We start from the raw sequence: 12196 nt of genomic DNA, 5'->3' as shown, positions 1-12196 counted from the left end.
TGTTGAGTGGGGCGGCTTCGCCGCGGGCAGCTGCGCTGCTTTGCTTTTGCTTTTGTGGGAGCGAGCTTGCTCGCGAAGGCGGTCTGACAGCCAATTCATTTCGAATCGCCAATTCACGCTGCTTTCCTACAGCTTTTTCAGAGTCCTCCGATCTTGAGGCGCTAGCCGTCCAATGCTGTACTCCGGGTTCTGCTTTTCCGAGTCCTTGAGTCTGTCTGATGAAGAAACCACCGACATTAGCCGGCAGAACGGATCCTGTTTTCGACCTGTTGGCCCGCTCGCCCCACAAGCAACGACTTGCGGATTATCTGGCGCTGCTCAAGCCGCTCGATGATCAGGGGCGCTATCTGCCATTCGAGGCGTTGCGCTATCGCTGGGCGGCAGGGTTGGACGCGAATCTTTGTTGGGCGTTGGTGAAGAAGGCGCGGGCGGCCCAGTACATTCATTTGTTGCCGTTGGGCGAGCCGGTGCAGTGGGGCAAGTACGTGCCAACGCCGTTGGCGCAGAAAACCTTGGCTGTTGTGGATCGTTACGCCAGTACGGCCGCGCTGGATTACATGACCAGTCAGATCGGCGAGCGGGCGCATTTCTCCTGTCTGCTCAATGACCTGATCGAAGACGAAGCCATCGCCAGTAGCCAGTTGGAGGGCGCGGCGACTACCACGCGCGTAGCCAAGGACATGCTCAAGCATCAGCGCCAGCCGCGGACGCCAGATGAGCGCATGGTCATGGGTAATTATCGAATGATGAATTTCGCTTGGGAAAAGCGTTATGAACCTCTGAGCATTGAGCTGATTGCAGAGATCCATCGAGTGGGTGTGGAGGGGATCGATGACGAGCAGTATTCCCCAGGATTGTTCCGGACCAATGATGAGGTGGTTGTTCAGGATGGTTCAGGCAACACCGTGCACCGACCACCTCCTGCTGCAGGATTGGTTGCGCGGTTGGCGAGGCTGTCCGCCTGGATCAACCGGCCCGCTGCCTCGATTCTGGACAAAAATTATCTGCATCCACTGATCAAGGCCGTGACGCTGCATTTCGCCATGGGTTATGAACATCCATTTCGCGACGGTAACGGGCGGGTCGCGAGAGCCTTGTTTTACTGGTTCATGTTCAAACATGAGTTCGCGGCGTTTCGCTACATTGCGATCAGTCTGCTGCTGCGCAATGCACCGGTGAAATACGGACGCTCCTACCTGCACACCGAGGCAGATGAGCTGGATCTGACTTATTTCATCGAGTTTCAATGCGCGGTGATTTTGCGAGCCGTGGTCGGTTTTATAACTGTGTACCGCAAGAGTCTGGCAGACACTCAGGACTTTGAGCACTGGCTGACGAGCTCTGGCGTAATTGCTCAACTGACGGAACGGCAGCGCGCAGTTTATCAGGTAGCTAAAAGCGGGGAGGCGAAGGAGTTTACGGCGAGCAATGTCGCGGAAAATTTTTCCTGCTCGGGTAGCGAGGCGGCGTCGATTCTGGAAGAGCTGGACCAATTGCAGCTTTTTGAGAGAAGGAAGATGGGGCGGGAGTGGGTGTTTTTTTTACGTAGTTCTTTACGTGGAGGCAAGCATGGGAGCGAATTGAATCGCCCCCATGTTGTAACGACTTAAAGCGTACCAAACACCTTCTTCGCCAGACTAGTCGCCGCAGCGGCCGGGTTCTGACGAATTGTTTCTTCCTGCTTGCCGATCATCTCGAACAAACCATTGAGTGCCTGTTCGGTGACGTAGCTTTCAACGTTGGCGCTCTTGGCGTCGACGACACCGAAAGCCGCAGCTTGACCTGCAAAGGCGTTGTACTTCTGCGCGACGCCGACCTTGTCGGTGGCTTGTTTGACGATGGGCAGGAATTTCGCGCGGATCTGTTCGCGGCTGGATTTGTTCAGGTATTGGGTCGCCGAATCCTTGCCGCCGCTGAGGATGCCTTTGGCGTCGGCCACGCTCATTTTCTTCACTGCATCGACGAGGATTGGCTGGGCCTGGGTCACGGCGGATTCGGCGGCTTTGTTCATCGCGGTTTCCAGTTCTTCGACCTGGGCGCCCATGCCGAAGGCTTTCATCTTGCTCGCGGCTTTGCCGAGTTTGCCCGGCAGTTCGATTTTCACTTTGGGGTTGTTGCTGAAGCCGCCGGGGGTGCCGAGTTGTTTGACGGCGATCTGGGCGCCTTGGGTCAGGGCGTCCTTGAGGCCGCCGGTGGCGTCTTGTTGCGACAGGTCATTGAGCGACAGGGCCAGGGCGTTGGCGGAGATCAGCAGGCCGGCGCAGGCGGCGGCGAAGCGAAGGGTAGGGCGGCGCATGGCGGCTTCCTTGTGGCGAAAAATGGATTAACGAACGGCGTCGACGCGGATTTTCAGCGGCTGCGGGTCGTTGCCGTCGAGTTGCACGGCGTGGTTTTCGGTGGTGATGAACATCAGCTCGCCGTTGACTTCAATGCGCGCGCTGACCGAGTAACGGTGGCCGGATTTGACCTGCGCCGGATCGTAGCTCAAATGGAATGGCAGCGGCACCTGGCCTTTGATCGGGCTGTTCTGTTCGGCGAGGACGATGGCCGGTGCATCGGCCAGCGACACATCTTGCAGGCTCACGCTCAGGGTCGCGCTCGGGGGCAGGGCGATGCGTTGCAGGTAGAAGACTTAGCCGTCGAGGCTGGCCTCGCCGGCGGGGGTGGTTGATTGGCAGGCGCTGAGCAGGGTGGCGGCGGCGAGGGTCAGCAGTTTTTTCATGGGTGAATCTCCTTTCAATGTGGGAGCGAGCCTGCTCGCGAAAGCGCTGGTTCAGTCAAACTAAATGGCGACTGACACTCCGTCTTCGCGAGCAGGCTCGCTCCCACAGGGGTAAGGCTTCAAGCCTCAGGCTGTGGCGTGATCTGATCCGCCGCATCTTCACTGCGATGCAGCGCGACTTGGCGGATCGACAGGCGAATCTCCGCCGGCAGCACGCGCTTGGCCGCGCCTTCGGCCAGCTCGCCGAGCAGTTCGTGATAGCTGAGCTTGCCGGCTTCGTCGCGGCGCAGGACGTCGAGGTCGAGCAGGGTCTGGATGAAGTGGCGGAACAGACTCTTGTCGAAGAACTCTGGGGCGTTCAGGCCATGGAGGATCGACAGACGCTGGGCCATCACTGTGCACAGATCTTCCAGCTCTTCGGCGCTGATGCTGTTCTGGCCGCTGTTGAGCAGCAGGGACACGGTCATGTAGAAGCGCTGCAAGGTCTGCGCGATGCTTTTCGACAGCAGCGTCAGCAGCACGAAATGCCGCGAACTCGGTGCCGGGCGCAGGTAAACGTCCTTCTCGAAACGCAGCAGGCCCTGCTCGACGAACGCTTCCAGCCACTGATCGATCACCGCGTCGAGTTCGTCCAGGCTCCAGCGGATGAACAGCTCTGATTGCAGGTACGGATACAGCGCGCGGGTGTAGCGCAGGATCTGCTCGCGGCTCATGCGCGAGGTGCTCTGGAAGAAACTCGCCAGCAACGACGGTAGAGCGAAAATGTGCAGGACGTTGTTGCGGTAGTAAGTCATCAGGACCGCGTTCTGCTCGTCCAGATACAGAATCTTGCCCAGCGCATCGTTCTGCTCGGCGAGCAGATCCATGTCTTTCACATGCTCGATCAGCGCACGGCCATCGCCTTCCGGCAAGGTGGTGTGTGGCGAATACGGGACCTTGCGCAGCAGCGCCAGATACAGGTCCAGCACCCGCGCCATGGCGCGATCATCCAGGGCCAGACGCGTGGTCGACAGCAGAGCCAACGCCACCAGATTCACTGGATTGATCGCCGCCGCTTCGTTCAGATGCCGGGCGACTTTCTCGCCGAGGCGGTTGGTGGTTTCGTTGAGCCACGCCGGTTTGAACTGCGGGCCGAGCTCCTGCTGGCGCCAGTCCGGTTGCTCGGCGTCGAGAAATTCCGCCAGTTTGATTGGCTCGCCGAAGTTGACCGCGACCTGACCGAAGCGCTGCTTGAGCGCGCCGATCACTTTGAAAATATCGAAGATCGATTCTTTTTTCTTGCTCGCCCCACGCAGTTCGCCGAGGTAGGTGCGGCCTTCGAGCACGCGCTCGTATCCGATGTACACCGGCACGAAGACGATCGGCATCCGCGACGAACGCAGGAAACTGCGCAGGGTGATCGCGAGCATGCCGGTTTTCGGTTGCAGCATGCGCCCGGTGCGCGAGCGACCGCCCTCGACGAAATACTCCACCGGAAAACCTTTTGTGAACAGCGTGTGCAGGTATTCGTTGAACACCGAGGTGTACAACGGATTGCCCTTGAACGAACGGCGCATGAAGAACGCACCGCCGCGACGCAGCAGGCTGCCGATCACCGGCATGTTCAGGTTGATCCCGGCGGCAATGTGCGGCGGGGTCAGGCCGTTGCGGAACAGCAGATACGAGAGCAGCAAGTAATCGATGTGGCTGCGGTGGCACGGCACGTAGATCACTTCATGACCCTGCGCGACGTTCTGCACGCCCTCGATGTGGTTGACCTTGATGCCGTCGTAGATCTTGTTCCAGAACCAGCTCAGCACCACTTCGAGAAAACGGATCGCGGTGTAGGTGTAGTCCGAGGCGATCTCGTTGCCGTAGCGCAGGGCCTGGGCCTTGGCTTTTTCCGGGGAGATTTTTTCGCGCTCGGCTTCGTCGAGGATCGCCTGTTTGACCAACGGCTGATTGAGCAGGCCTTTGACCAGATTGCGCCGGTGGGAAATGTCCGGGCCGATCACCGCAGCTTTGAGATTGCGGAAGTGCACGCGCAGGATGCGCTGGGCCATGCGCACGGTGCGCTCGTGGCCCTTATTGTGATCGATCAGTTCGCGCAGGTGGATCGGCGCGGAAAATTGCACGCGGGTTTTACGCCCGAGGACGATGATGCTCAGCAGCCGGCGCAGGCGTCCGGTGACTGCCCAGCTGTCGGCGAACAACAGTTTCCACGGACTGTTTTCGCTGTCCGGGGACTGGCCCCAGAACACGCTGACCGGAATGATCTGCGCGTCTTCGGCAGCATTCTGAGTCAGCGCGCTGACCAGACGGGTGAGAGTCGGCGGCGCGCCGCGTTTGTCCTGGCGACCGAGCCAGTCCGGGTCCGGCGTCAAATAGAAAAACGCCGCTGGTTCGATGAGTGAACCCACCGACACCGCCAGCACCGGGCGTGGCAAACCGGCCTTGGTGCACTCTGTGTCAACCACCGCCAGATCGGTCAGCGAAGGGTTTTGCAGGACGTAGAACACCGGACGACTGCGGTCGAGGTTAAGAGTGAACGACGACTGATTGATGGTCTCGGAGCGAACCCAGAGATACAACAGGCGGCGCAGGGTGCCAAACACAAGACGGCGGAACGGGGAACGGGTCATACGGCTTCTGCGTGAGTGAATAAAACCGAGCAGGCGCTCGGGCGGTCGATAGTGTGACGGATTCGCTGAAAATCGGCAAAAAAGCGCCGAAGTAATCTCCTGTTGAGAGTTTCTTCACCTGTCATATACTCGGCGCTCTGTTGCCGGTGCCCTGTCATGGACGTCGGACGCAGGCTGACGTTCCTCGAAGGCTTTCCTGCGAAAAGCCCGTTCAATAATAAAAAAGGAGTATGAACAGATGGCAACACGCGAAACCGGCAACGTGAAGTGGTTCAACGACGCCAAAGGCTATGGCTTTATCCAGCGCGACGACGGCGTGGACGTGTTCGTGCACTACCGCGCGATACGCGGCGAAGGGCACCGCTCGCTGACCGAAGGTCAACAGGTTGAGTATGCGGTGATCACCGGCGAGAAGGGGTTGCAGGCTGAGGATGTTGTAGGTCTGTAACAGCAGCTTCAAGTTTCAAGCTGCAAGCCACAAGCTATAAGCAGTTCCGCTTGAGGCTTGCAGCTTGCAGCTCGTAACTTGCAGCTGCTTTTAAGCCGTTTTCCAGGTGATCTCTTCTTCTCCGTCTTCGCTGATGCGAATCCAGCGATCGGCGGTTTCTTCACCTTCTTCTTCGACCCACGTTCCCGGTGCGCAGCGCACCTCGACGTTCAGTGCGGCAAAGGCTGCGCGGGCGCAGGCGATGTCGTCGTCCCAGGGGGTCTGGTCGCTTTCCAGGAACAGGCTGTTCCACTTGCCCACGGCTTTCGGCAGCCAGGTCACTGGCACGTTGCCGGCCTTGCACTTGTACGTCTGGCCTTTCTGCACCCAGTCGCTGCACGGGCCCAGCGCTTGGCCGAGCCAGGCGGCGATGGCCTTGTGGTCGACGTCGGCGTCTTTCAGGTAAATCTCGATGTCCGGTTGGCGCATGGATGTCCTCACTGCGGGTCTGAAAAATCCATTCGCGGATTTAGCCGGCCCCGGGCCTTTGCCCGAGACCAAAAGTTATTGAAGAACGAAATAATCGTAGCGCATCGACACGGTGGTCTCGAACGGCTCGGCCTGCTCGATCACCGCCGCACGACGCTCGGCACTGGCACGCCAGCCGTGAGGCGTCATCGCCAACAGGTTGGCGCGGTCCTCGGGCTTGTCCAGGGTCAGCTTGAATTCCAGGGTTTCGCTGTGCGCCAAAACCATGCCTTCCGGCACCAGGGCCAGGTGCTTGTCGTCGGTGTACTCGCGCACTTCGTCGTACAGGCGTTCGCGCAATTCCATCAGATGGCCACGGGTCGGGCCGACTTTCATCAGCCCGCCGCCGACGCTGAGCAGACGCTTGGCTTCCTCCCAATCCAACGGACTGAAGACGCTGGCGAGAAATTGGCAACTGCCTGAGGCCAATGGCACGCGGGCCATGCTGGCGATCAACCAGGTAATCGCCGGGTTGCGCTTGCAGGCGCGTTTGACCGCTTCGCGCGAAATGTCCAGCGCGTAGCCATCCGCATTGGGCAAAGCCTCGGCGATTTGCGCGGTGTAGTAACCCTCGCCACAACCGATGTCGACCCAGCGCTGCGGCGCATAACTCGCCGCCAATTCAGCCAGACGCCTGGCGACTGGCGCGTAGTGCCCGGCGTTGAGGAAATCACGCCGCGCCTCGACCATCGCTTGATTGTCGCCCGGGTCGCGGCTGTTCTTGTGCTGCACCGGCAACAGGTTCAGATAACCCTGACGCGCACGGTCAAACCGATGCCCGGCGGGGCAGACCACGCCGTTGTCGACCGCGTTGAGCGGCTCACTGCAGATCGGGCACGCGAGCATCAGGCGAGCAACTTGATCAGGGTCTGGTAATAGATTTCGGTCAGCACGTCGAGATCGGCTGCCAGCACGCGCTCGTTGACCTGGTGAATGGTCGCGTTGACCGGGCCCAGTTCAACCACTTGCGTGCCCATGGTCGCGATGAAGCGGCCATCGGAGGTGCCGCCGCTGGTCGACGCCTTGGTCTCGCGACCGGTGATGTCCTTGATGCTCGACGACACCGCATCAAGCAGCGCGCCCGGTTCGGTGAGGAATGGCAGGCCGGACAGCGCCCAGTCTATGTGCCAGTCCAGACCATGCTTGTCGAGGATGTCGGCAACGCGTTTCTGCAGGCCTTCGACGGTCGATTCGGTGGAGAAACGGAAGTTGAACACCGCCACCAGATCACCCGGGATCACGTTGGTCGCGCCGGTGCCGGAGTTGACGTTGGAAATCTGGAAACTGGTCGGCGGGAAGAAATCGTTGCCGTGGTCCCAGTGCTCGGCGGCAAGTTCGGCCAGCGCCGGAGCGGCGAGGTGGATCGGGTTCTTCGCCAGATGCGGGTAGGCCACGTGGCCCTGCACGCCTTTGACCGTGAGCTTGGCGCCGAGGGAGCCGCGACGGCCGTTTTTCACCACATCGCCGACCAAGGTGGTGCTCGACGGCTCGCCAACGATGCACCAGTCCAGACGCTCGTTGCGCGCGACCAGACGTTCGACCACTGCCTTGGTGCCGTGATGCGCCGGGCCTTCTTCGTCGCTGGTGATCAGGAAAGCGACCTTGCCTTTATGGTTCGGATAGTCGGCGACGAAACGTTCAGCGGCGACGGTCATCGATGCCAGGCTGCCTTTCATGTCTGCCGCGCCACGGCCGCAGAGCATGCCATGTTCGTCGATCACGGCATTGAACGGATCGATCTGCCATGCGGTAACCGGACCGGTCGGCACCACGTCGGTGTGGCCGGCGAAGCACAGCACCGGGCCGTCGTTGTTGCCATGAGTGGCCCAGAAGTTATCCACATCTTCGATGCGCATCGGCTCCAGGGTGAAACCGGCATCGCCCAGGCGCTGCATCATCTGCTTCTGGCAGTCGGCATCGATTGGGGTCACGGAAGGACGGCGGATCAGGTCGATGGCCAGTTGAAGGGTCGGCGATAGGTCGGCGTGGGCCGTCATGGAAAACTCCGGGATCATGGGGTGTGAGCTTGGGCTTCTAATGTGGGAGCGAGCCTGCTCGCGAAAGCGGTCTACCAGGCACCTTAAAGGTTGAATGTTACAACGCCTTCGCGAGCAGGCTCGCTCCCACAAGGGATAGGGGTGGTCAGTCAGACCGGTTATCACGCCAAGCCCCGCAAAATGGCGGTTATCTTAAAGCAAAACGGCGACCATTGGCCGCCGTTTAGTGCTGCGTTGCGGATTTAGACGACCGGTGCCGGCTCAGCCTTGGCCACAGGTTTGGGCAGCGACGACAGGAACGCCATGATCAGCGCCGCCAGATACGGCAGCGACTGCACCAGCAGCATGGTCACCCAGAAGCGCATGTCATTGCTCGGAATGCCCTGCACGAGGAAAATTCCCAGCGCCGCGCCCCACAGCAACAGCATGATGAACAGCTCCTCGCGAGCCTCGCTGATCGCCACCCAGAAACCGTGGTTGTCAGCGTTTTTCGGCGTGCGGAAGAACGGAATGCTGCTGGTGAAGAAACCGTACAGCACCGCTTTGGCGATGGTGTGCGACAACGCCAGCCCGGCCAGCGCCGCGCAGAACGCATCTTTCAGATTTACGCCGACGGCGCGGCGGTAGAGGAAGATGATCTTGCCGACCTTGAACACGAACAGCGCCAGTGGCGGGATTGCGAAAATCAGCAGCGGCGGATCGACCCGTTGCGGCACGATGATCATCGCCGCCGACCACAACAGCGCGCCAACGGTGAAGAAGATGTTCATGCCATCGGCGACCCACGGCAGCCAACCGGCGAGGAAGTGATAACGCTGACCGCGAGTCAGTTCGGTGTCCTTGCCGCGCAGCAGGCTGCGGGTGTGGCGCTTGATGATCTGGATCGCGCCATAGGCCCAGCGGAAACGCTGTTTCTTGAAGTCGATAAACGTATCCGGCATCAGACCCTTGCCATAGCTGTCGTGGTAATACGCCGCCGACAGGCCTTTTTCGAACACGCGCAAACCGAGTTCGGCGTCTTCACAGATGCACCAGTCAGCCCAGCCCAATTCTTCCAGCACCGAGCGGCGGGTCATGGTCATGGTGCCGTGCTGAATGATCGCGTCACGGTCGTTGCGGGTGACCATGCCGATATGGAAGAAGCCCTTGTATTCGGCGTAGCAGAGCTTCTTGAAGGTGCTTTCGTTCTGGTCGCGATAATCCTGCGGTGACTGCACCACGGCGATTTTCGGGTCGGCGAAGTGCGGCACCATGTGCTTGAGCCAGTTCGGGTGCACGCAGTAATCGGAGTCGATCACCGCAATGACCTCGGCATCCTTGGCGGTGTGCGGGATCAGGTAATTCAGCGCGCCGCCCTTGAAACCGGCCAGCGGCGAAACGTGGAAGAACTTGAAGCGCGGGCCGAGGGTTGCGCAGTAATCGCGCACCGGTTCCCACACCGCCGGGTCCTTGGTGTTGTTGTCGATGATCAGGACTTCGAAATCCGGATAATCGAGCGCGGCCAAGGCATCGAGGGTCTGTTTGACCATCTCTGGCGGCTCGTTGTAGCAGGGCACGTGGATCGACACTTTCGGTCGGTAATCGGAATCGCCCAGCACCGGCAGGAATTCCCGACGGCGCTTGTGAATCCACACCGCTTCGGCCAGTTCATGGGCTTCGGTGAGCAGGACGATGAATACCCCGAGCGCACCGAGCGCCAAGAGGAATCCGACCGTGAGGCTGAACCACGTGCTGTATTGCTGGCTGTAGTCGTAACCGATGTACACCAGCACCGAACCGCAGAGGAACGCGATAAACGTCAGGAACGTGCGACCGCGCTGGCGCAGCGCCGAGCCGTCGATCATCAGCAGGGTCAGCGACAGCAGCGCCAGCACCACCGAGCCGATGGCCAGCACGCGCCATTGCGGAATCGCCACCACCGGGCCTTCGAAATTGAATTTCTGCTGGCGAGCGGCGTTGAACACGCCCCAGTAGGCGCCGACCGAACCTTCATCGCTGGCCTTCCACGGCTGGTCGAACGCTTCGATCACGAAGTAGTTGAAGCCTTGGCGATTGAGCTTGTTGACCAGTGTGCGCAGGTAAATCGCCTGATCTGCCGGCGAGGCATCGGCGCCACCGCGCATGCGACCATTGCTCGGCCAGCCGACCTCGGAGAGCAGCAGCGGTTTTTTCGGAAACAGTTTCTTCAGATCGCGGGCGCGGTCGAAGACGAACTGGCCGGCCTTGTTCACCGGAATGAATTCCCAGTAGGGCAGGACGTGGGCGGCGATCAAATCCACGTGCTTGGCCAGTTGTGGGTATTTCTCCCAGATATGCCATTGCTCGGAGGTGGTCACCGGTACTTTGACCGCAGCGCGCACCCGATCCAGCAGAACGATCAGGGCTTCCGGGGTGATCTCTTCGCGAAACAGCGCCTCGTTGCCGACCACCACGCGCACGACGCTTCTGGAGGTGTTGGCCAGCTCGACGGCTTTGGTGATTTCCCGTTCGTTGCGTTCCTGGTCCGGGCTGATCCAGATGCCGAGGGTGACACGCAGGCCGAATTCCTCCGCCAGTTTCGGGATGTCTCCCAGCGAACCGTCCACCGAATAGATACGAATGTTGTCGGTCAGCTTGCTCATGATTTCCAGGTCACGGCGCATTTCGTCGTCAGACGGATACTGATCCTTCTGTGGGAATTGCCCCTGCTGAAATGGCGAATACGAGAAGCCGGAGATTTGCTGCGGCCAGTTCGGCGCCGTGACCGGGCGATTGACCAGCGCCCAGAAACCGGTGAACAAGGCAGCGATGGCCAGCACCACCACCAGGTTGAGTCCAAATTTACGCGATGACATAGCTGTTTCGGGTTCCAAAGGCTGTGGAACGAAGGATCGGTCGGATAGACGCCCGAGGGGCGCGCATCCTACACCGGCGGTTAACCAGCCGTACAACTGACGGGAAAATGCCTGACATTGGGCAGCCGTCTCTGACTTAAGTTCTTACACTTGTCGCTTGCAGCTTAAAACTTGTCGCTGCGTAGCCCTATAATGCGCGCCGGTTTTTGGGGTAATGGTCATGAGTACAGAAGATCCGCGGTTTGCAGGCATCGCCCGTTTGTATGGCATCGAGGGCCTGGAACGCTTGCGCGCCGCCCATGTGGCGATCGTCGGCGTTGGTGGCGTCGGTTCCTGGGCGGCGGAAGCCATGGCCCGTTGCGGGGTTGGCGAGATATCGCTGTTCGACCTCGACGACGTCTGCGTCAGCAATGCCAACCGCCAGTTGCATGCGCTGGACAGCACCGTCGGCAAACCCAAGGTCGAGGTGATGGCCGAGCGTCTGCGCGGGATCAATCCCGATTGCACGGTGCACGCCGTGGCCGATTTCGTTACCCGCGACACCATGGCCGAATACATCACGCCGAACATCGACTGCGTGATCGACTGCATCGATGCGGTCAATGCCAAAGCGGCGCTGATCGCCTGGTGCAAACGCCGCAAGATCCAGATCATCACCACCGGCGGCGCGGGCGGGCAGATCGATCCGACGCTGATTCAGGTCTGCGACTTGAACCGTACCTTTAACGATCCGCTGGCCTCGAAAGTCCGTTCGACGTTGCGCCGGGACTACGGCTTTTCCCGCACCGTGACCCGCCACTACAGCGTGCCGTGTGTGTTTTCCACCGAACAGCTGCGCTACCCGAAACCGGACGGCAGCATTTGTCTGCAGAAGAGTTTTGTCGGCGACGGCGTGAAGCTCGACTGCGCCGGCGGGTTTGGCGCGGTGATGATGGTCACGGCGACGTTTGGCATGGTCGCGGCGACCAAGGCTGTGGACAAGATTGTCGCTGGTGTTCGGCGCCCGGCGGACCGGGTCAAACCTCAGATTTGATGCTGGGGCTTTGATCGTTCCCACGCTCCGCGTG

9 protein-coding genes and 1 pseudogene are annotated in these 12196 nt (G+C 60.2%); 3 read left to right on the top strand and 7 right to left on the bottom strand.

Annotated features, from left to right (window positions below; all coding sequences use genetic code 11):
* The first annotated feature begins 218 nt into the window (after positions 1-218).
* Positions 219-1610 carry a Fic family protein gene (locus tag D8U60_RS08450; protein WP_122698414.1) on the top strand — a complete coding sequence of 464 codons (1392 nt, stop codon included), beginning with the start codon at positions 219-221 and terminating at the stop codon, positions 1608-1610.
* Here D8U60_RS08450 and D8U60_RS08445 read toward each other — a convergent pair.
* From D8U60_RS08445 to plsB, 3 genes and pseudogenes are all read right to left on the bottom strand, one after another.
* Complete coding sequence (locus D8U60_RS08445; protein WP_130899913.1) at positions 1607-2296, bottom strand: DUF4197 domain-containing protein; 690 nt, start codon at positions 2294-2296, stop codon at positions 1607-1609. The genes D8U60_RS08450 and D8U60_RS08445 overlap by 4 nt on opposite strands.
* Positions 2297-2323: 27 nt before the next feature.
* Positions 2324-2722, bottom strand: a pseudogene (locus D8U60_RS08440) (YbaY family lipoprotein).
* 119 nt (positions 2723-2841) lie between these two features.
* The gene (gene plsB, locus D8U60_RS08435) at positions 2842-5343 is read right to left on the bottom strand and encodes a glycerol-3-phosphate 1-O-acyltransferase PlsB (RefSeq protein WP_130899912.1); all 2502 of its coding nucleotides are present in this window, start codon (positions 5341-5343) and stop codon (positions 2842-2844) included.
* A 238-nt stretch (positions 5344-5581) separates the two neighbouring features.
* Between plsB and D8U60_RS08430 the strand changes: the two genes are divergently transcribed.
* The gene (locus D8U60_RS08430; protein WP_016771489.1) at positions 5582-5791 is read left to right on the top strand and encodes a cold-shock protein; all 210 of its coding nucleotides are present in this window, start codon (positions 5582-5584) and stop codon (positions 5789-5791) included.
* A gap of 90 nt (positions 5792-5881) precedes the next feature.
* On the opposite strand, the gene D8U60_RS08425 is transcribed toward D8U60_RS08430, so the two are convergent.
* The 4 genes from D8U60_RS08425 to D8U60_RS08410 form a co-directional block, all read right to left on the bottom strand.
* The gene (locus D8U60_RS08425) at positions 5882-6259 is read right to left on the bottom strand and encodes a hypothetical protein (protein ID WP_016771488.1); all 378 of its coding nucleotides are present in this window, start codon (positions 6257-6259) and stop codon (positions 5882-5884) included.
* A gap of 75 nt (positions 6260-6334) precedes the next feature.
* On the bottom strand, positions 6335-7144 hold the full coding sequence (locus tag D8U60_RS08420) for a putative RNA methyltransferase (RefSeq protein ID WP_130899911.1): 810 nt from the start codon (positions 7142-7144) through the stop codon (positions 6335-6337).
* Positions 7144-8295, bottom strand: coding sequence for a succinyl-diaminopimelate desuccinylase (dapE, locus tag D8U60_RS08415; protein ID WP_130899910.1), 1152 nt, complete (start codon positions 8293-8295; stop codon positions 7144-7146). The genes D8U60_RS08420 and dapE overlap by 1 nt, the downstream gene beginning before the upstream one ends.
* 242 nt (positions 8296-8537) lie before the next feature.
* Positions 8538-11129: a glycosyltransferase gene (locus D8U60_RS08410; protein WP_130899909.1), complete on the bottom strand. Its 2592-nt coding sequence runs from the start codon at positions 11127-11129 to the stop codon at positions 8538-8540.
* A gap of 214 nt (positions 11130-11343) precedes the next feature.
* Between D8U60_RS08410 and tcdA the strand changes: the two genes are divergently transcribed.
* Positions 11344-12162, top strand: coding sequence for a tRNA cyclic N6-threonylcarbamoyladenosine(37) synthase TcdA (gene tcdA, locus D8U60_RS08405; RefSeq protein ID WP_102900544.1), 819 nt, complete (start codon positions 11344-11346; stop codon positions 12160-12162).
* Positions 12163-12196 lie beyond the last annotated feature (34 nt).

Origin of the sequence: Pseudomonas sp. Sample_11 (assembly GCF_004307505.1) — a bacterium.
GTDB classification, from domain to species: Bacteria; Pseudomonadota; Gammaproteobacteria; order Pseudomonadales; family Pseudomonadaceae; genus Aquipseudomonas; species Aquipseudomonas atacamensis.
The sequence above is the reverse complement of the archived record's forward strand: the minus strand, read 5'-3'. Positions and strand labels throughout refer to the sequence as shown.